Annotated in this window: 18 protein-coding genes and 1 pseudogene; 14 read left to right on the forward strand and 5 right to left on the reverse strand. The window is 64.3% G+C overall.

The features are described 5' to 3' along the window. From IVB46_RS13940 to IVB46_RS13960, 5 genes and pseudogenes are all read left to right on the forward strand, one after another. Nucleotides 1–127, forward strand: a pseudogene (locus IVB46_RS13940) (chemotaxis protein CheW); the annotation flags it as partial. Between the two features lie 32 nt (nt 128–159). Then, a complete protein-coding gene (locus tag IVB46_RS13945) occupies nt 160–546 on the forward strand; it encodes a response regulator (RefSeq protein WP_018321619.1) in 387 nt (128 codons plus the stop codon). Between the two features lie 59 nt (nt 547–605). After that, complete coding sequence (locus tag IVB46_RS13950; RefSeq protein ID WP_085398203.1) at nt 606–1,487, forward strand: protein-glutamate O-methyltransferase CheR; 882 nt, start codon at nt 606–608, stop codon at nt 1,485–1,487. Between the two features lie 2 nt (nt 1,488–1,489). After that, nucleotides 1,490–1,807 carry a PilZ domain-containing protein gene (locus IVB46_RS13955; protein WP_247313234.1) on the forward strand — a complete coding sequence of 106 codons (318 nt, stop codon included), beginning with the start codon at nt 1,490–1,492 and terminating at the stop codon, nt 1,805–1,807. A gap of 155 nt (nt 1,808–1,962) precedes the next feature. After that, a complete protein-coding gene (locus tag IVB46_RS13960) occupies nt 1,963–2,466 on the forward strand; it encodes a response regulator (RefSeq protein WP_063980464.1) in 504 nt (167 codons plus the stop codon). A 54-nt stretch (nt 2,467–2,520) separates the two neighbouring features. Here IVB46_RS13960 and IVB46_RS13965 read toward each other — a convergent pair whose 3' ends face one another. Continuing rightward, the gene (locus IVB46_RS13965; RefSeq protein ID WP_085398200.1) at nt 2,521–2,811 is read right to left on the reverse strand and encodes a hypothetical protein; all 291 of its coding nucleotides are present in this window, start codon (nt 2,809–2,811) and stop codon (nt 2,521–2,523) included. Nucleotides 2,812–2,960: 149 nt separating this feature from the next. Here IVB46_RS13965 and IVB46_RS13970 point away from each other — a divergent pair, with 149 nt between their 5' ends. Then, entirely contained in the window at nt 2,961–3,596 is a 636-nt protein-coding gene (locus tag IVB46_RS13970) for a response regulator (protein WP_071916993.1), read from the forward strand. 165 nt (nt 3,597–3,761) lie between these two features. Here the strand turns inward: IVB46_RS13970 and IVB46_RS13975 are convergent, their stop codons facing one another. From IVB46_RS13975 to IVB46_RS13985, 3 genes are all read right to left on the reverse strand, one after another. Next, complete coding sequence (locus IVB46_RS13975) at nt 3,762–7,262, reverse strand: PAS domain S-box protein (protein ID WP_247342983.1); 3,501 nt, start codon at nt 7,260–7,262, stop codon at nt 3,762–3,764. Nucleotides 7,263–7,329: 67 nt separating this feature from the next. After that, a complete protein-coding gene (locus IVB46_RS13980) occupies nt 7,330–7,743 on the reverse strand; it encodes a response regulator (RefSeq protein WP_247313241.1) in 414 nt (137 codons plus the stop codon). Between the two features lie 205 nt (nt 7,744–7,948). Beyond that, a complete protein-coding gene (locus tag IVB46_RS13985) occupies nt 7,949–8,671 on the reverse strand; it encodes a GntR family transcriptional regulator (protein ID WP_247313243.1) in 723 nt (240 codons plus the stop codon). Nucleotides 8,672–8,765: 94 nt separating this feature from the next. Here IVB46_RS13985 and IVB46_RS13990 point away from each other — a divergent pair, with 94 nt between their 5' ends. From IVB46_RS13990 to IVB46_RS14015, 6 genes are all read left to right on the forward strand, one after another. After that, nucleotides 8,766–9,785, forward strand: a complete 1,020-nt coding sequence (locus IVB46_RS13990) for an ABC transporter substrate-binding protein (RefSeq protein ID WP_247313247.1) — start codon at nt 8,766–8,768, stop codon at nt 9,783–9,785. After that, complete coding sequence (locus IVB46_RS13995; protein WP_063980471.1) at nt 9,785–10,546, forward strand: ABC transporter ATP-binding protein; 762 nt, start codon at nt 9,785–9,787, stop codon at nt 10,544–10,546. The genes IVB46_RS13990 and IVB46_RS13995 overlap by 1 nt, the downstream gene beginning before the upstream one ends. An 11-nt stretch (nt 10,547–10,557) precedes the next feature. Then, nucleotides 10,558–11,421, forward strand: coding sequence for an ABC transporter permease (locus IVB46_RS14000; RefSeq protein WP_166058591.1), 864 nt, complete (start codon nt 10,558–10,560; stop codon nt 11,419–11,421). After that, on the forward strand, nt 11,418–13,157 hold the full coding sequence (gene araD, locus IVB46_RS14005; RefSeq protein WP_247313250.1) for an L-arabinonate dehydratase: 1,740 nt from the start codon (nt 11,418–11,420) through the stop codon (nt 13,155–13,157). Before IVB46_RS14000 ends, araD begins: the two co-directional genes overlap by 4 nt. 10 nt (nt 13,158–13,167) lie before the next feature. Then, nucleotides 13,168–13,887 carry a ribonuclease activity regulator RraA gene (locus IVB46_RS14010; protein ID WP_247313253.1) on the forward strand — a complete coding sequence of 240 codons (720 nt, stop codon included), beginning with the start codon at nt 13,168–13,170 and terminating at the stop codon, nt 13,885–13,887. A 74-nt stretch (nt 13,888–13,961) separates the two neighbouring features. Further along, nucleotides 13,962–15,053 carry an SMP-30/gluconolactonase/LRE family protein gene (locus IVB46_RS14015; protein ID WP_247342986.1) on the forward strand — a complete coding sequence of 364 codons (1,092 nt, stop codon included), beginning with the start codon at nt 13,962–13,964 and terminating at the stop codon, nt 15,051–15,053. 252 nt (nt 15,054–15,305) lie between these two features. Here the strand turns inward: IVB46_RS14015 and IVB46_RS14020 are convergent, their stop codons facing one another. Next, nucleotides 15,306–17,405 carry a S9 family peptidase gene (locus IVB46_RS14020; RefSeq protein ID WP_247313259.1) on the reverse strand — a complete coding sequence of 700 codons (2,100 nt, stop codon included), beginning with the start codon at nt 17,403–17,405 and terminating at the stop codon, nt 15,306–15,308. Nucleotides 17,406–17,545: 140 nt separating this feature from the next. On the opposite strand from IVB46_RS14020, the gene IVB46_RS14025 reads away from it, so the two are divergent. Both IVB46_RS14025 and IVB46_RS14030 read left to right on the forward strand, forming a co-directional pair. Continuing rightward, a complete protein-coding gene (locus tag IVB46_RS14025) occupies nt 17,546–18,982 on the forward strand; it encodes an MBOAT family protein (protein ID WP_247313261.1) in 1,437 nt (478 codons plus the stop codon). Next, nucleotides 18,982–20,082 (forward strand): hypothetical protein, encoded by a 1,101-nt coding sequence (locus IVB46_RS14030; protein WP_247313264.1) that lies wholly within the window; start codon nt 18,982–18,984, stop codon nt 20,080–20,082. The genes IVB46_RS14025 and IVB46_RS14030 overlap by 1 nt, the downstream gene beginning before the upstream one ends. Nucleotides 20,083–20,363 lie beyond the last annotated feature (281 nt).

Raw genomic sequence — 20,363 nt, forward strand, 5'->3', positions numbered from 1 at the left:
CGTCAACCTCGACCCCCGCATGGCCAAGCTCGCCGGCGGCGTCCACCGCCTCGACGGGCAGCTCATGGTCGTCCTCGACGTCGATCGCGTCCTCGAGCTTAAAACCGAAGTGCAAATGGCTGCCTGAGCTAACCGAAACATCGAAGCCGGAGAACCAAAATGAAGACATGTTTGGTGGTCGATGATTCCAGCGTCGTGCGAAAGATCGCGCGCCGGATCCTGGAAGGCCTGGAATTCGAAGTCACCGAGGCCGAGGACGGCTCGAAGGCGCTGGAGATCTGCCAGCGGCAGCTGCCCGATGCGGTGCTGCTCGACTGGAACATGCCCGTGATGGACGGCTTCGAGTTCATGGGCCACATGCGCCGCCTGCCCGGCGGCGACCAACCGAAGGTGGTGTTCTGCACCACCGAGAACAACGTGGCTCATATCGCCCAGGCGCTCAGCGGCGGCGCCAACGAGTACATTATGAAGCCCTTCGATAAAGACATCATCGCCGACAAGTTCGCTGAAGTCGGCTTGATCCCGGTCGGACAAGCCATGGTCTGAGTATCTGGCCCGAGCGTTTGAGCCAGAGTGTCCCCAGTACAGCTTCCGAGAGGCTATCCGTGACCCCGACCGAGTATGAGTATCTGCGTAAGTTCCTGAGGGATCATTCCGGGCTCGACCTGTCCGCAGACAAGCAATATCTGATCGAAAGCCGGTTGTTGCCGCTCGCCCGCAAGGCCGGGCTCTCCGGGATCGGCGAGCTCGTGCAGAAGCTGCAGGGCGGCTCGAGCGCGCTCGTCACCAGCGTGGTCGAAGCCATGACCACCAACGAGACCTTCTTCTTCCGCGACAAGGTCCCGTTCGATCATTTCCGCGACACCATCATGCCTGAGGTCATCAAGGCGCGCGCCGGCCGACGGAGCGTGCGCATCTGGTGCGCCGCCGGCTCGACCGGGCAGGAGCCCTATTCGCTGGCGATGTGCCTGAAGGAGATGGGCGCGGCCCTGACCGGCTGGCGCGTCGAGATCATCGCGACCGACCTGTCGCAGGAGGTGCTCGAGAAGGCCAAGGCCGGCATCTACAGCCAGTTCGAGGTGCAGCGTGGCCTGCCGATCCAGATGCTGATGAAATATTTCAAGCAGACCGGCGAGACGTGGCAGATCAATCCCGAGCTGCGCGCGATGATCCAGCACCGGCAGCTCAACCTGCTGCATGATTTTGCCCAGCTCGGCACCTTCGACGTCATCTTCTGCCGCAACGTGCTGATCTATTTCGACCAGGACACCAAGATCAACATCTTCAACCGCCTCGCCCGCCAGATCGAGGGAGACGGCTTCCTGGTGCTGGGTGCAGCCGAAACCGTGGTCGGACTGACCGACACGTTCAGGCCGATCCCGGATCGCCGCGGCCTCTACAAGCCCAACGATCCGCGTGCAGCGGCAGCCAAACCAGCTCTCGCCGGCGCCGCGCCGCCGCGCATGGCGGTGTTGGCAGGACGATAGGCATGGCAGAGGATGGCAAGGGCGCGGAGCGCGTCACGTTCAGTCGTGGCTATGATGTCTGCATCATGGCGATCGATGGCACGTGGCGGCGCGACTGCAAGCTCAATGCGATTTCCGACACCGACGCCATCCTCACGGTGGATGGCTCGATCCAGGGATTGAACCTGAAGGAATTCTTCCTGCTGCTGTCGTCGACCGGGCTCGCCTATCGTCGTTGCGAGCTGGTGCGCGTCAACGGCGCCGAAATGGACATCCAGTTCCTGCGCGGCAAGAACCGCAAGAAGCGCGGCGCCGTCGGCGGCCGTGACGAGGCAGCGTGATCGCCAAATAGGCCTCGTCCCGCGCGCCCCGGCGCCGCTTTCCGCGACGTTGGTTCATATTTGCTAAAACATCCGGACGAATTCGCCGCACCGGCTTTACGTGGCCTAAGCGCGAGCCGTGTAGCAATTGCCCGTCTCAATCTCAGGATACGGCAATGCCCCGAAGTTCCCTCTCCCCCATCCCGTCAAATCTGCCCGACGTCGCCGAGCGGCGTGCGCTTCAGCTCCTGGTGGTCGACGACGACGCCACGCAGCGCAGCCTGATCACGGTCGCCGCCAAGCAGGCCGGCCATGAAGTCACGGTGGCGCCGTCCGTCGCCGAGGCGATCGAGAAGCTCCGCGCCGCCCGCTTCGACTGCGTGACGCTCGATCTCGTGCTGGAGGATGGCGACGGCATCGACGTGCTGCGCGAGATGGCGGCGGCGAAATTCGCAGGCCATGTGATCGTCATCAGCGGTATGGACGGCAAGCGTCGCAGCGCCGCCCGCAGCTTCGCCCGTTCCGTCGGGATCCAGCTCCAGGGCCTGCCGAAGCCGCTCGATCTCGCCGCGCTGCGGATCAGCCTCGCCAATCTCGGCAAGACCGCAATGGGGCTGCCGGCGATCCACACCTGGGGTGGCGTCGCCACCGACGCGATCGTGGAACGGCACCGCGCCTGAGGCGCGGAGCTGCCATGCGATCGGACGCGAGCACTGCGCCGCGCCGGTCGCAATTCAAGCCGGGTTGCCGGATTCAGACAGGTACTGCAGGGCGTGGCCGAGGCCTGCCCGGCAGGCGTTGAGAGCGGCGTTCGCGGTGGCATAACGCGGCGTGACGTCGTCGAGTATGAAGACGTCGGCGGAACCTTCCGGATCGTTGCTGTGTTCTTGATCCATGGCTGCGGCGATCCGGCGCATACTGGTCTCGATCTGCGCGATCAGCAAGCGAAGGTCGGCGGCGATCAATCGTTGGCTGTCGGCCTCGGATGTTGCGACCAGCGGCAGCGTATCGGCCAAATTTAGCATGGATATTCTCCGTCTCCTGCAATTAGGCGCAATGCCGCTACTTGTGCGTTAAGTCTATGTCCCGTACAAATACGGGTGGGCCGAATCCGCGCCGAACGCCATAACGGTTGGCGCGGACGCGAGTCCGTAATGCCAACTGGATGTGGCACATGGCCGAGCAAACCTCTCGTGGTGAAATCTTCGTGGTCGACGACGACCCTGCGGTTCGTGACACCTTGTCGATGGTGTTGAAGGCGGCGGGTTATGAGGTGATCTGTTTTGCGGACGGCGCAGCGCTGCTCTCCGTCGCGCGGAACCGTACGCCGGCTGCGATCCTGCTCGACGTGCACATTCCCGGAAAGTCGGGCCTCGACATTCTGAAGGAACTGCAGGGCGAAGATTATCCGGCGCCGATCTTCATGATCTCCGGGCAGGGCGACATCTCGATGGCGGTGGGCGCCATCAAGAGCGGCGCGCTCGATTTCATCGAAAAGCCGTTCCGCGGCAGCGAGATCGTCGGCCGGCTGGACGAGGCGATCGGAGCCTATGCACGCAGGCAGGCAGAGAGCGTATCGCCGAAATTCTCTTCGCTGCACTTCCCTGGACGCGAGCCGTTGACGCGGCGTGAACGCGAGGTGCTCGAGCAGTTCGCTTCCGGTGCGTCCAACAAGGAGGCCGGCCGCACGCTCGGCATCAGCCCACGCACCATCGAGGACCATCGCGCCAACATCATGAAGAAGCTCGGGGCGCGCAACGCCGCCGATCTGATCCGCATCGTGATGACCGCGGCCCAGCGCGCGTCGTAACGCGACTGGCAATCTCTCTCGTGCCCCGGACGCGGCGCATCATGCAATGATGCGCTGCTGAGCCGGGGCCCATCTCTCCAATTTCACGGCTGATGGTTCTGGGTCCCGGCTCTGCACAGCAGCGCTTACGGCGCTGCAGTGCGTCCGGGACGCGAGAGCTGCATATCAGCCGCTCAGCGCCTTCCGGATGATCCGCGCCAGATCGGATTTGCGATACGGCTTCGCCAGCAGCAGCACACCTGAATCCAGCCGGCCGTGATGGATGATCGCGTTCTCCGTATAGCCTGAGGTGTAGACCACCCTGAGGCCCAGACGCGTCTTCGACACCTCGTCGGCAAGCTGCCGTCCGTTCAACTTGCCGGGCATGATGACGTCGGTGAACAGCAGGTCGAACGGCTTGCCGGTGGCGACGATCGCGAGCGCCTCCGCGGCGTTCGCGGCCTGCAAGGTGACGTAGCCGAGCGAATGCAGCTGCGCCAGCACGTAGTCGCGCACCAGCCGGTCGTCCTCGACCACGAGGATCGTCTCGTGTCCGCCTTCGATCGTCGACGGCGTCACGCCTTCGCCCACGGCCGCGGCCGTCTTGCCGGGCGGCAGATACATCTTGATCGTGGTCCCGTGGCCTTCCTCGCTGTAGATCTTGATGTGGCCCGTAGACTGCTTGATGAAGCCGTAGACCATCGACAGCCCGAGCCCGGTGCCCTTGCCCGGTCCCTTCGAGGTGAAGAACGGATCGAACACCCGGGCCAGCATGTGCGCAGGAATGCCCGTGCCGGTATCGCTCACGGCGATCAGCACATAGTGTCCGGGCCTGACATCGTTGACGCTGGCATAGACCTCGTCGAGATAGGCGGCGCCGGTCTCCACGATCAGCTTGCCGCCGCCGGGCATGGCGTCGCGGGCATTGAGTGCGAGGTTGAGGATCGCGGTGGTGAGCTGGTTGGGGTCAACGATCGCGACGCAGCTCTCGTCCTCGAACACCGATTCGATCTGGATCTGCTCGCCCAGCGTCGGGCGCAACAGCTTTGCGGTGTCGATGATCAGCGCGTTGATGTCGACCTCGCGCGGCTGCAGCGGCTGCTTGCGCGCGAAGGCGAGCAGGTGCTGGGTCAGCTCGGCGCCGCGCCCGGCGGCCTCGTCGATCATCTTCGTGATCGCCGCAAGCTCCGGCTCCTTCGCCACCGCGTCGGCCAGGATCTCGATCGTCCCGGTGATGACGGTGAGGATGTTGTTGAAGTCATGCGCCACGCCGCCGGTGAGCTGGCCGACCGCCTCCATCTTGTCGGCGTGGCGGATGCGCTCCTCGGACGCGATCTTGTCGGCGAGGTCGCGGTAGAACACGTTGAACAGAATGCCTTCGCGGCGTTTCAGCGCCGTGACGCTCAGCTCGGCCCTGAATTCCTTGCCGTCGCGACGGCGAACCGTGAGCTCGCGGCGGCGGTTGAGCGTCTGGCCGTCCTGGGACTCGAGGAAGCGCGCGAGGCCGGCCTTGACCCGTTCCCGCTCGCTCTCGGCGACGATGAGGTCGACCCCATTCCTGCCCAGCGCTTCGTCGCGCCGCCAGCCGAACAGCTCCTCGGCCCGCGAGCTCCAGTTCAGGATGGTGCTGCGCTCGTCGGTCTGGACGAAGGCGTCGAGCGCGGTCTCGACGATATTGCGCGCGAGCAGCTCGCTTTCGCGCAAGGACTCTTCCGCGCGCCTCGCCTCGGTCATGTCGCGTCCGACGAAGAAGAAGCGCTTGGCCTGATCTGACCAGTTGCCGAGCCAGGACAGCCAGACCTCGCGTCCGTCCTTGTGGATGCAGCGGGTGTCGGCGAGCCTCGGGTGGCCGCCGCGCCGGAGCGCGCGCATCTCCTCGCGGGATTGCTCGAGATGTGCGGGATGGATGAAATCGACGCCGCTGCGGCCGATCATCTCGTCCGGCGGGTAGCCGAGCACGGCCTGGCTGCTCGGGCTGACCTGCACGATATGGCCCCGCGAATCCATGATCATGATCAGATCTTCCGAGGCGTCGAACAGCTGCCGCCGTTCCTCGATCTGCTGTTGCAGCGCGCGCTCGGTCCGTCGCGCATCGGTCAGGCGGCGCGCCGTGCCGGACGCGCCGATGATCTCGCCCGAATCGTCCCTGATCGGTGACAGGCTCACCGAGATTTCGACCGGACTGCCATCCTTGCGCAGGCGCACCGTTTCGAAATGCTCGATCCGCTCACCCGTCGCAATCCGCCGCAGATAGTCCTTGCCCTCTTCGCGGCGATCGGGTGGCAGGAGGATCAAGGTCGGCTGTCCGACCGCTTCCTCGGCCGTATAGCCGTAGAGGCGCTCGGCCGCCGCATTCCAGCCGATGATGATGCCATCGAGCGTCTGCATGACGATCGAATCGTCGGAGGATTCGACCGCCGCGCTGAACAGGCGTTCGCGGACGGCGAGCTGGTCGCGCGCGGCCTCGGTGCGCCGCCGCTCCTCGACCTCATGCTCCAGCGCTGCCGTCTTCGCCCGCATTTCATCGATCAGACGGGCAAATGCCCGCGCCAGCACACCGGTCTCGCCGGGGGCGTCGGTTGGAATTCTGATGGAATTGTCCCGACCGAGCCACTCGACCGCCGCAGTGAGCTGCCCGATCGGCCGGGTCAACGACCGCGCCAGCAGCACGGCCAGTATGGCGGCGACCAGCACCGCGATGAGGCCGATCGTGATGGTCGATTTCTCGATGGTGACGGCCGGCGCCATGAAGACGGCGTTGGGCACGACGCGGATGACACCCACCCACTGGTCCTCGGCCAGGATTGCGGGCGCGATCGCGGTGCCGCTCGGCTTGCCGTCACTGCCCGGCACGACCTGGGTCGCACCCAGCGTCGATCCGGTGATGGCAGCGAAATAGGGGAAGTCGTTCTGCCAGCGCGTTGGTGTCCCAAGTTGCGAACCGAACTCGCGGGTGCGATCCGGATGCACGAGATAATCGCCGTTACGGCCGACCACATAGACCGCTTCACCGTTCCGGATCGATATCCTGATACGGTCGAACACCTGGCGCATGTCGACATTGACGACGACGATGCCGAACAGCCGGTGATCGGACCCAAACAGGGGCGCCGCGACGCGCAAGGTCGGAACATAGGGCATCTGAACCACGCCGTCGTCGACGTCCAGTTCGACCGGGGAGACGCTGACCTGGTCTTCTGCCAGCTTGATCGCCGCCTGGAAGAAGGAGCGCTCGCCCTTGTTCTGCAAGGCATCGTCGGGAACTGCCCGCACCGCTCCGTTCGGGCCGGAGCGGTCGACGCGCAGATACTCGACGCCGTCGGCACCGATGATACGGAATTTTGCGTAGGCCGGGTTGGCGCCGACGTCGGCCACGAGGCGCGTCAGCAACCGGTCGCGCCAGGTCTTCTCCGAGAGGTGGTCGACCGGATCGATCCCGTCGTTGAAATGGGCATCGATCATGCCGCGCGCGGCGGCACGGGAGCGGAACGTCGCAACGTCGGCGCGAGCGCCGTTCACATGCGCTTCGAGCTGCGAGGCCAGGAGCCGCGAGTGGCCCTCGATACGGTCGAGCACGCGCGGCAGGAACGCTTGTTCCAGGCTGTAATGGCTCAGCCATCCGACAGCGGCGACCGCAGCCGCGGCCAGCAGGATCATTGCGATGGCCAGCCGGGTCGCGAGGGTCATATCGGCGTTCGCGCCGCGTCGCGAGCGGTCCCGAATGTCCTGCTACGCTGCAACATGGATCGCCCCGTCATCGGCTGCCGGAGGCGGCATTGGCTTGTGGCGCGGATGTGAGGCAGCCGTCGAGAGCGGCGAGCAGGGCGTCCGGCCGGAACGGCTTCTGCAGACTTGCGACCGCGCCGAGCTTGGTCGCCATCTTCAGAAAGTCCGGCTCGGCATACGCGTCCGGGGCGACGGCGCGGCCGGAAATGACGATGATCGGAAGGGCCGGCTGCAGCACCCGGATGTGGCGCATCGTCTCCAGTCCGTCCATGCCGGGCATGAATATGTCGAGGAACAGGAGGTCGAACCGGCTCGCCTCGAACAGCGCAAGCCCCGTGTGGCCGTCGCCGGCGGCGGTGACGTGATGGCCGGCCCTCTCCAGGATCAGCCGGATCGTGATCTGCACGGCCGGGTCGTCATCCACAATCAGGATGTTGGCCACGTCTGAAACCCTCCGGGCCGGATGGGACGTTCCAGCGACCCCAAATCAAAGCATCAAATGCGAAATTGTTGCGCGGTTTCCGTCCGGCCTGCAAGCACTTCGCGGCCGACACCTTGTCCGCCTCGCGCGACTTCGGCGAGGTCGGCCATATGCATGCTTACGTGCACATGCGGTCCCTGACGCACGCCCGGATCGTGTCGCGCGCCTAATCGGTCAGGTATTCGGGATGGTGGCTCCGGATCTTGTCGAGCTCGCTGAGCGTGCCCGACAGGTGCTTGCGCAGATGCTGCTGCGCGGCGTCGGCGTCTCCGGCCTCGATCGCGCGCGTGATCAGCTTGTGGTGGCGGACGATGTTCTGGGCCTTGCCGGGCGAGGGCAGATGCAGCCGGCGCAGCCGGTCGATATGCCCGCTGCGGCTGCGCACCAGCGTCCACAGGTCTTGCTTTCCGGCGGCGGCGTAGAGCTGCGCGTGAAAATCATTGTCGCCGGCGATGAAGCTCTCGAAGTCCCCGGCCTTGGCGAATTGCTGCTGGAGCGCGATCGCGTGGTCAAGGCGGATGACCAGGGCCTGGTCATGCTGTTCCGCGAGCATCCGGACGATTTCGAGCTCCAGCGCCTGGCGCAGGAAATGGGCCTGCTCGGCGCGGCCGACGTCGACTCGGCTGACCACGGTCGCGTGCTGCGGAAACACGTCGACGAGCCCTTCCTCCTCCAGCCGCATCAGCGCATCGCGCACCGGTGTCGAGCTGACGCCGAACTGGCCGGCAAGCTCGGCGCGTGACAGGGGCGCGCCCGGCGGCAGTTCCAGGGCGATGATCGCATTGCGCAGCCGCTCGAACACCTGCGGCGCGGCCTGGCGGGCGCGATCGAGCCTTGAAACGGCTTTTGCGGGTCGTGCCGCGCGCGGCGCGGTATCGGTTGCTTCCATGGCGGGTCCCGCGGGCTTGCCTTTGATGCACTAATATATTAGTGCATCAGCAGGGTCAACGCAGCTCGACGCTGGCCGGAGGAAACACACAACAATGATCAAGCATCTTCGTAGCAAGCTTGCGGCTGCCGCCCTGATCGCCGCAACCGTCCTGCCGGTATCCGCGGCGCGTGCGCAGCAGAAATCCGAGATCTCGCTGTCGCGCCAGCCCGGCATTTTCTACATGCCGAGCCACATCATGGAAAAGCAGAAGCTGATCGAGAAGCACGCAGCTTCGCTCGGCGTACCCGGCGTCACCACCAAATGGGTGACCTTTTCCGGCGGCGGCGCGCAGACCGATGCGCTGCTCGCCGGCGGCGTCGACATCCTCAACACCGGCACCGGCAATCTTCTCTTGCTGTGGGACCGCACCCGCGGCGGCGTGAAGGGCATCGTCGCGACCTCGGCGCAGCCGATGACGCTGATCAGCCGCGACGCCAACATCAAGTCGATCAAGGATTTCGGTCCGAGCGACAAGATCGCGGTGCCGACGGTGAAGGTTTCGACGCAGGCGATCGTGCTCCAGATCGCCGCTGCCGAGGCCTTCGGCGCCGACCAATGGTCGAAGCTGGACGCCAACACCGTGCAGCTTGGCCATCCCGACGCCTATGCGGCGTTGTCCAATCCCAAGCACGAGGTGCACACCCACTTCTCGATCCCGCCTTTCACCTTCCTGGAGCTGAAGAACGTGCCGGGCGCGCATGTCGTGCTGAATTCGCCTGACGTGATGGGCGGTCCGTTGAGCCAGGCCCAGTTCTTCACCACGACCAAATTCGCCGACGCCAATCCGAAGATCATCCAGGCCGTGCGCGACGCCACCAAGGAAGCGCAGGATCTGATCCGCAGCAACACCAAGCAGGCCGTCGAGATCTACAAGGAGATCACCGGTGACAAGACCTCGGTGGAAGAGCTGCTCGATCTCCTGAAGGAGCCCGGCATGATGGAATGGAATCTCGAGCCGCAGGGTACGATGAAATTCGCAGCCCATCTGTTCAAGACCGGCACACTGAAGATGCAGCCCAAGGCCTGGACCGATTATTATCTCCCCGTCGCGCACGACCTGAAAGGCAACTGATGGCGCTGCTCGACGTCAACGGGGTGACGCTGCGCTACAAGACCTCCAGCGCCGTCGTTACCGCCACCGAAAGGGTCAGCTTCACGGTCGACAGGTCCGACCGCTTCGTGCTGCTCGGGCCGTCCGGCTGCGGTAAGTCGACCCTGCTCAAGGCCGTCGGCGGCTATATGACGCCGAGCGAGGGCCGTATGACCATCAACGATCGCGAGATTCATGGTCCGGGCGCGGACCGCATGATGATCTTTCAGGAGTTCGACCAGCTGCTGCCCTGGAAGAGCGTGCTCGCCAACGTGATGTTTCCCCTGCTGACTGCGCGAAAACTGTCGCGCAAGGACGCCGAGGCCCGCGCACGGGCCTATATCGAGAAGGTCGGCCTCACCCGCGTCGTCGACGCTTATCCGCACACGCTGTCCGGCGGCATGAAGCAGCGCGTTGCGATTGCGCGCGGCATGGCGATGGAGCCCGATATCCTGCTGATGGACGAGCCGTTCGCCGCGCTCGACGCGCTGACGCGGCGCACCTGCCAGGACGAGCTGCTTCAGCTCTGGAGCGAGACCAAATTCACGGTGCTGTTCGTGACGCATTCCATCGCGGAAGCGATCCGCATCGGCAACCGCATCCTGCTGCTGTCGCCGCATCCCGGCCGGGTCAAGGCCGAGGTCGTCGATGTTGACAAGGTCTCGAATGGAGACGGCAGCGCCGGCCGGCTGGAGAAGGAGATCCACGATCTCCTGTTCGCGGCCGAAGCTGTGGCGCATTGAGGGGGCCTGTCATGGGCGAAGCGAGAATATTGCTGCGTGACGCGTCGGTCGCCGCGACCGGCGGTGCGGGCGAGGTCGAGCGCAAGCTGAGCGTGCCGGAGCTGTTGTGGAACGACGGTTTTGTCCGCAAGACCGTCATCATCCTGTTCCTGGCGGCGGTCTGGGAAGCCTATGGCGTCGCCCTCGACAATCCGCTGCTGTTTCCGACGCTGCACGACACCATCGCGACGCTGTACGACCGGGTCAAGGACGGCACCATTCCGATGCGGGCATGGACCTCGCTGAAGGTGCTGTTCATGGGCTATTCGGCCGGCATCGTGCTGGCCGCGATCTTCACTGTGCTCGCCATCTCGACGCGGATCGGCACCGACTTCCTCGAGACTGTTACGGCGATGTTCAACCCGCTGCCGGCGATCGCGCTGTTGCCGCTCGCGTTGATCTGGTTCGGCCTCGGCAACGGCAGTCTTGTTTTCGTGCTGATCCATTCGGTGCTGTGGCCGGTCGCGCTCAACACCCATTCCGGCTTCAAGAGCGTGTCCAACACGCTGCGCATGGTCGGCCGCAATTACGGCCTGCGCGGGTTGCCCTACGTCGCAAAGATTCTCATCCCCGCCGCGTTCGGCTCGATTCTCACCGGCCTCAAGATCGGCTGGGCCTTTGCATGGCGTACCCTGATCGCGGCCGAGCTGGTGTTCGGCGTGTCTTCGGGCCAGGGCGGGCTTGGCTGGTTCATCTTCGAGAACCGCAACCTCCTCGACATACCCGCAGTGTTTGCGGGCCTCTTGACGGTGATTATCATCGGGCTTTTTGTCGAGAACCTGATCTTCCGCGCCATCGAGCGGAATACCGTCCAGAAATGGGGCACCCAATCATGACCAAGAAGAAAATCACGCCCGACCAGCTCCGCAGCGCGCGCTGGTTCGCGCCCGACGACCTCCGCTCGTTCGGCCACCGTTCCCGCACCATGCAGATGGGCTACGCCCCGGAGGAGTGGAAGGACCGCCCGATCATCGCGATCCTCAACACCTGGTCGGACGCGCAGCCCTGCCACATGCACTTCAAGTCGCGCGTCGACGACGTCAAGCGCGGCATCCTGATGGCGGGCGGCTTGCCGATCGAGTTGCCGGCATTGTCGCTGTCGGAATCGCTCTTGAAGCCGACCACGATGCTCTATCGCAATCTTCTGGCGATGGACGCCGAGGAGCTGTTGCGCAGCCATCCCGTCGACGGCGTGGTGCTGATGGGCGGCTGCGACAAGACCACTCCGGCGCTGCTGCTGGGTGCGACCTCGATGAACATCCCGGCGATCTATCTGCCGGCGGGTCCGATGCTGCGCGGCAATTGGAAGGGCAAGACGCTCGGCTCCGGCTCCGACGGCTGGAAATACTGGGACGAGCGGCGCGCCGGAAAAATTTCCGACAAGGACTGGCTCGATATCGAAGCCGGCATTGCGCGCAGCTACGGCACCTGCATGACCATGGGCACGGCCTCGACCATGACCGCGATTGCCGAGGCGATCGGCATGACGCTGCCGGGCGCCTCCTCGATTCCCGCCGCGGACGCCAACCACATCCGGATGGCCTCTGAATGCGGCCGCCGTATCGTCGAGATGGTGTGGGAGGATCTGACACCGAAGACGATCCAGACCCGAAAAGCCTTCGAGAACGCGATTGCTGTGGCCATGGCGATGGGCTGCTCCACCAACGCGATCATCCATCTGATCGCACAGGCCCGCCGCGCCGGCCTCGACATCGGCCTCGACGATTTCGAGATCGCGAGCCGCAAGGTGCCTGTCATCGCCAATGTTCGGCCGAGCGGCGATGCCTATCTGATGGAGGATTTCTTCTATGCCGGCGGCCTGCCGGCGCTGATGGGCCAGATCAAGCAGCATTTGCATCTCGATTGCATCACCGTTACCGGACAGACGGTCGGCGAAAACATCGAAGGCGCCGAAGTGCACAATGCCGATGTCATCCGCGGCGTCGATAACCCCATCTACAAGGAAGGCGCGCTCGCCGTGCTCAAGGGCAATCTCGCGCCCGACGGCTGCGTCATCAAACCCTCCGCCTGCGCGCCGCGCTTCCTCAAGCACACCGGACCCGCGCTGGTGTTCGACGACTATCCCGCGATGAAGAAGGCGGTCGACGATCCCAATCTCGACGTCACCGAGGACCATATCCTCATCCTGCGCAATGCGGGGCCGCAGGGCGGGCCGGGCATGCCGGAATGGGGCATGCTGCCGATCCCGACAAAACTCGTGAAGCAGGGCGTGCGCGACATGGTGCGCATCTCGGATGCGCGCATGAGCGGCACCAGCTACGGCGCCTGCATCCTGCACGTTTCGCCGGAGTCCTATATCGGCGGCCCGTTGGCGCTGGTGCGGAACGGCGATCGCATCACGCTCGACGTCGCAGCGCGTACCATCAACCTCGATGTCCCCGAAGCCGAGCTCGAAAAGCGCCGTGCCGCTTGGAAGCAGCCCGAGCGCCGCTTCGAGCGCGGCTATGGCTGGATGTTCACCAAGCATATCAAGCAGGCCAATGACGGCTGCGACTTCGACTTCCTGGAGACCGATTTCGGCGCGCCGATCGGCGAGCCGTCGATTTACTAGAGAGCATGAAATGACAAAACTCACCGAAGCCACCCGCACAAAACTCAAATCCGTCTCCACCGCCACCGTCGCCACCGCGCTGTTCAAGCGCGGCCTGCGCATCCAGATGATCCAAGATGTGCACCCGCTCGGCGCCGACCAGCCGACCATGGTCGGCGAGGCCTTCACGCTGCGCTACATGCCGGCGCGCGAGGACCTCAACACCATCGACGTCTTTAGGGATCGCTCGCATCCGCAGCGCAAGGCGATCGAGGATTGTCCGCCCGGCAGCGTGCTGGTGATGGACAGCCGCAAGGACGCGCGCGCGGCCTCGGCCGGCGCGATCCTGGTGACGCGATTGATGAAGCGCGGCGTCGCCGGCGTCGTCACCGATGGCGGCTTTCGCGATTCCGCCGAGATCGCAAAGCTCGGCATCCCCGCCTATCACCATCGCCCCTCGGCGCCGACGAACCTCACGCTGCACCAGGCGATCGAGATCAACGTGCCGATCGGCTGTGGCGATGCGCCGGTATTTCCAGGCGACGTCATTCTCGGCGATAGCGACGGCGTCATCGTGATCCCCGCGCATCTCGCCGACGAGATCGCCAACGAAACCTTTGAGATGACCGCGTTCGAGGATTTCGTCACCGAGGAAGTCGGCAAGGGCCGCGGCATTTTTGGGCTCTATCCCGCCACCGATCCGCAGACGCTGACTGATTTCGCGGAATGGCGGAAGAAGAACGGCCGCTAGGCCGAAGCTAAGTCACGTCAAGAAACGAGCCGGCGCATCAAGAGCCGGCCTTTTATCGAGCAGGGAGGATTCTGATGAATTTCACGCGACGTAGTCTCATGGCCGGCGCCGGTGCGACGGCGGCTTCCGCACTTCTGGCCCGCGCCGCCGGTGCCCAGTCGTTTCCGTTCACGCCCAACCAGCGCTACCCCGATCCCGCCGTCCAGATCCTCGATCCGAGCTTTGGAAAATACCGGCTCTATTCCTCGACGGTCGAGCAGGTCGCGTCAGGCATGCGCTGGGCCGAAGGTCCCGCCTATTTCCCCGAGGGCGGCTATCTGTTGTTCTCCGACATTCCCAACAACCGGATCATGAAGTTCGACGAGAAGAGCGGTCAGACCAGCGTCTTTCGCGCCAACGCCAACTACGCTAACGGCAATGCGCGCGATCGCCAGGGCCGCCTCGTCACCTGCGAGCACTCCGTCACCCGCCGCATCACCCGTACCGAGAAGGACGGCAAGATCACGGTGCTCGCCGACAAGTTCGAGGGCAAGCGGCTGAACGCGCCGAACGACATCGTGGTGAAGTCCGACGACAGCATCTGGTTCACCGATCCGCTGTTCGGCATCAACGGCGAGTGGGAGGGCAAGAAGGAGAAGGCCGAGCAGGCCACCACCAATGTCTATCGCATCGCCAAGGACGGCAAGATCAGCGCCGTCCTCACCGACCTCGTCAATCCCAACGGCCTCGCCTTCTCGCCGGACGAGAAGAAGCTCTACATCGTCGAATGGAAGGGCACGCCCAACCGCAGCATCTGGAGCTACAATGTCGGCGACGACGGTGCCTTAAGCGGCAAGACCAAGCTGATCGACGCCGCCGACCAGGCCTCGCTCGACGGTTTTCGCGTCGACCGCGACGGCAATCTCTGGTGCGGCTGGGGCTCCAACGGCGCGCTACAATCCGAGCCCACCGACATCGGCGGCCGCAGGGTGTTTCAGCTCAGGGGCAAGTCCGAGGACCTCGACGGCGTGATGGTGTTCAGCGCGGACGGCAAGCCGCTCGCCTTCATCAAGCTGCCCGAGCGCTGCGCCAACCTCTGCTTCGGCGGCCCGAAGAACAACCGGCTTTACATGGCGAGCAGTCACTCGGTGTATGCGCTGTATGTCGAGGCGCATGGGGCGGTGTGAGGCAGAGCTGACCAGCTAAGCTGCCGTAGGGTGGGCAAAGCGAAGCGTGCCCACCGCTCTCGTCGCAATTGCTGAAAGAGGGTGGGCACGGCGCGATGCGCCTTTGCCCACCCTACAGAGCTGCCGAATTCCTTCGCCTCTCCCCGCGTGCGGGGAGAGGCCCGTAGCCCGGATGGAGCACAGCGCAATCCGGGGCGGTCTTGCCGTCTGCACGAATCCCGGATTTCGCTGCGCTCCATCCGGGCTACAAGGTCACGCCTCCGCCATCCCCGCCGCCCACAGAGCAAACGCGTACACGATTGCGACTTCATCCAGCCGGTCGAACCGCCCCGAGGCGCCGCCGTGGCCGGCGCCCATGTTGGTGCGGAGTAACACCGGGCCGCCGCCGCTCATGGTCGCGCGCAGGCGCGCGATCCATTTTGCCGGCTCCCAATAGGTCACGCGCGGATCGGTCAAGCCGCCCATCGCCAGGATCGCCGGATAGTCCTTCGCCGCGACATTGTCGTACGGCGAGTAGGACAGGATGGTGCGAAAATCCTTCTCGCTCTCGATCGGGTTGCCCCATTCCGGCCATTCCGGCGGCGTCAGCGGCAGCGTGTCGTCGAGCATGGTGTTGAGCACGTCGACGAACGGCACTTCGGCGACGATGCCCGCGAACAGCTCGCCGGCGCGGTTTGCCACCGCGCCCATCAGCATGCCGCCGGCCGAGCCGCCATGGCCGACGATGCGCTTTGCACTCGTGTACTTCGCATCGATCAGCGCCCGTGCGCTGGCGGCGAAATCGTCGAACGAGTTGGTCTTCTTCTCGCGCTTGCCGTCGAGATACCAGCCCCAGCCCTTGTCGGCGCCGCCGCGAATATGGGCGATGGCGTAAACAAAACCGCGGTCGACCAGCGAGAGCCGGTTGGCGTTGAACGAGGCCGGCATCGCCATGCCGTAGGAGCCATAACCGTAGAGCAGCAGCGGCGCCGAGCCGTCGAGCTTCAGGCCGCGGCGATGGAGGATCGACACCGGCACCTCGGCGCCGTCATGCGCCTTGGCCATGATGCGCGTGGTGACATAGTCGGCCGCATCGTGGCCCGACGGGATCTCCTGGCGCTTGCGCAAGGTCCGCGTGCGCTTGACCATATCGTAATCATAGACTTCCGACGGCGTCGTCATCGACGAATAGGCGAAGCGCAAATTCGTCGTCTCGAATTCGTAGGAGCCCATCGTGTCCAGCGAATAGGCCGCCTCGTCGAAGGCGATGGCGTGCTCGTCCCTGGTCGCGAGATCGCGGATCACGACCGACGGCAGCGCATTGGCGCGCTCCAGCCGCACCAGATGGCCGGCATAGAGATCGAGGTCGATGATGTAGACGCCGGGACGATACGGGATCAGGTCGCGCCAGTTCTTGCGCTCGGGTGCGCCAAGCGGCGCGGTGACGATCTTGAAATCGATGGCGTCATCGGCATTGGTGAGGATGAAGAGCTCGTCGCCGCGGTCGGCCAGCGAATATTGCACGCCGTCCTCGCGCGCCGCGACCAGGCGCGGCGGCGCTTCGGGGTGGGCGAGATCGATCAGCCGCTGCTCCGAGGTCTCGTGATCGCCGCCCGCGATCACGCAGAAGCGCCCGCTGGTGCTCTCATGCAGATGGGTGAACCAGCCGGAATCCTGCTCCTCATAGACGAGCGTGTCGTCGGCCTGTCTGGTGCCGAGCCTGTGCCGCCACACCTGCATCGGGCGATGGTTGTCGTCGAGCTTCACGTAGAAGAAGCTCTTGCAGTCCTTGCTCCAGACGATGCCGCCGTCGGTCTCCTCGACCAAATCGTCAAGATCCTTTCCCGTGGCCCAGTCGCGGACGCGGATGGAGAAATATTCCGAGCCCTTGGTGTCGGCGCTCCAGGCTTGCAGCTTGTGATCGTTCGAGTGGCGGCTGCCGCCGAACTTGAAATATTTGTGGTCCTTCGCGAGCGCATCGCCGTCGAGCACGATATGACCCTCGCCACCGTCGCGCGGCATGCGGCCGAACAATTCGTGCTGGCCGCCCTCGCGGAACCTACGGAAATAGGCGAACGGCCCGTCGGGCGAGGGCACGCTGGAATCGTCCTCCTTGATCCGCCCGCGCATCTCGCGCACCAGCGTCTTCTGAAGTAACGAGGTGTGGCCAAGCAGGCTCTCGGTGTAGCCGTTCTCTTCATCGAGATATTTGCGGATGTCGGGATCGAGCACGGCGGGATCGCGCAGCACCTCCTGCCATTTCTCGTCCTTCAGCCAGGCATAGTCGTCGGTCACGGTGATCCCGTGACGCGTGAAGGAATGCGGCCGGCGCGGGGCGACGGGGGGCTGGGGAGGTGTCTTGGCTTGTGTCACTCGGTCCTCATTCAACTGCGTGTTCCACCTTATATCGTCCCGATTCCGCGAATTGCCAGCGCCACTGCGCCAAGTCGCCGGGTTGTTGATCGCCCCCTTGTATGCTTTAGGGGCGATACCCCCGCCGCCGGTCCAGCCTGATGCTGTTCAATTCCTACCCGTTCATCCTGCTGTTCCTGCCGGCCGTACTGGCTGGCTATTTCTGGCTCGGGCGGCGCAGCAATCTGGCGCCGGTGATCTGGCTGGCGCTGGCCTCGCTCGCCTTCTACGCCATCGGCAGCTGGCAGTTCGTGGCCCTGCTGCTGATCTCGATCGCCTTCAACTACGGCGTCGGCTATCTCCTGATCGCGGCGAAGCTCGCCCCAATGCAACGAAAGGCGGTGCTCGCGCTCGGCGTCGTCGGCGACCTTCTCGTGCTCGGCATCTTCAAATATGCCGGCTTCGTCGCCGAGAACATCAATGCGCTGGCCGGTACGCATGTTGCGGTCCACATCCTGCTGCCGGTCGGCATCTCCTTCTACACTTTCACCCAGATCGCGTTCCTGGTGGATGCGTATCGTGGCCAGGTCGCGCGTTACGCCTTGCCGCACTATGCGCTGTTCGTGACCTACTTTCCGCATCTGATCGCGGGGCCGATCCTCCACCACAAGGACATGATTCCGCAATTCGAGCGGAAGGAGACCAAGTATCCGGACGCGCACCTGATCCTGTGCGGAATCGTCATCTTCGCGATCGGCCTGTTCAAGAAGACCTGCCTTGCCGACGGCATCCAGCCCCTGGTGGCGCTCGCCTTCGAGGCGCGCTCGCCGAGCTTTGATCAGGCCTGGTGTGGTGCGCTCGCCTACACGTTCCAGCTCTATTTCGACTTCTCTGGCTATTCCGACATGGCGATCGGGATATCGCTGATGTTCGGCATCTTCCTGCCGGTGAATTTCAACTCACCCTACAAGGCCACCAGCATCGTCGAGTTCTGGCGCCGCTGGCACATGACGTTGTCGCAGTTCCTGCGCGACTATCTCTACATCTCGCTCGGCGGCAACCGCCGCGGCCGTGTGCTGCGTTACGTCAATCTGATGATCACGATGCTGCTCGGCGGGCTCTGGCACGGCGCGGCCTGGACTTTTGTCGCCTGGGGCGCGCTGCATGGCGCTTATCTCTGCGTCAATCATGCCTTCAACGCGCTGGTGCCCAACGTCCCGACGTTGCTCGTGCTCCCGGCCCGCATCGTCGGAGCCGTGCTGACGTTCCTCGCCGTCGTCGTGGCCTGGGTTTTCTTCCGCGCCGAGAGCGTTACTTGGGCGCTGCGCGTCCTCCACGCGATGGCCGATCCGTCGAATATCGTCCTCGGTCGCGAGGAGATCGCCGCGTTGGTTCTGGTGTCGATCTACGCCGCGCTGGTGTGGCTGGCGCCGAACACGCAAGGAATCATGGGATACGATCACGACAATCGCAGGGTCGGCGAGGCCCTGCCAGCAGGGCGGATGCGGCCGCTGTTTCTCTACGGCGCGTCGCTGGTGCTCGCTCTCGGGATTCTCGGCATCCAGAGCCACAGCGAATTCATCTATTTCCGGTTCTGATGCGGGGCAATTTCACACATCTGGGACGTCTTCTGCTCGCCAGCATCATCTGCGTGCTGGGCGCGGCGGTGCTCACCTATCTCGTCGATCCCCTGCAACTGTTCCGCCCGTCGCGACTGGCCTTCTATTCCGACGACACGCGCGTGCAGAATGCCGGCTTGATCCGCAGCCAGTCGTTCGACACCGCCTTCATGGGCACCTCGCTCGCGATCCATTTCCGCCAGAGCGACATCGATCGCGCGCTCGGCGTCCACTCGCTCAAGCTGGCGATGACCGGGTCCAATTCCCGCCAGCAGGGCTTTGTGCTGGAGCGGGCGATCGAGCGCGGCGCCCGGCGCGTGATCTGGGCGATGGACGATTTCATCTTTGTCGATGCGGCGGATATCGAGGCCGATCCCTTTCTGTCCGTCGATCTCTATCGCCAGACAACGAAGGGCATCGCGTCCTATCTGTTCAGCGCCGCGATGGCGAAGGAATCCCTGTTCGCGCTGCTGCGGTCGATCCCGCCGCTGCAGCAGAAGCTGACGCGGGCGGCGCCGTTTCTTCCCGTCAAGTTCGCGCTGTCCGACGTCGACGACATCTACGCGCTGCCGCGCGATTTCGACATTGCGCGTGACTACAATGCGAAGAAGACGCTTGCCTCGTTCGCCTACATCACGAGCCCCGTGCGCAGCCGCTTCCTCGGCGAAGGCTACGGCTACGACGCCATGCTCCGGCATTTCGAGCGCGACGCCGTCGGGTTGATCACGCGTCATCCGGACGTGACCTTCGACATCTACTTGCCGCCCTATTCGATCCTGCAATTCGTCGCGATGCGCGATGCCTCGCCTGCGACGCTGAAGATCGTCACCGACCTCACCGCGCGCATCGCCGAGCGGCTGACGCAGCTTCCGAATGTGCGTCTGTACGATTTCCGCGCGACCAGGGCGGTGACGCACGATCTCAATAACTACAGCGACGTCATCCACCATTCGCCGGCGGTGGACGCGAAGGTGCTGAAGTGGCTGGCGAGGGCGGAGTATCGCGTCGATCCTGAGGCGCCGCTAGTGGCGTTGGATGCGCTGAAGGCGCAGATCGAGGCGTATCGTGTCGAGCGCTGATCTTCCCCTCTCCCCCTGTGGGAGAGGGTGGCTCGCCCGTAGCGGCGAGACGGGTGAGGGGTATCTATCCGCGAGTCCATCGCGCAATTGAGTTCGCTGAGACAACCCCTCATCCGGCGCCATAGCCGAAGCTTCGCTTCGGCGTTCCTAAGAACGGCGGCCGAAGGCCGCCTACGCCACCTTCTCCCACAAGGGGCCTGTTGCGTAATTCGTCAATTGTGATTCCCTAGGGCTAAGCCTTGGAGGGTAGCGATGGCGGTCAAGCGGACGGGACAGCCGAG

This window comes from Bradyrhizobium sp. 61 (assembly GCF_023073075.1).
Classification (GTDB): domain Bacteria; phylum Pseudomonadota; class Alphaproteobacteria; order Rhizobiales; family Xanthobacteraceae; genus Bradyrhizobium; species Bradyrhizobium barranii.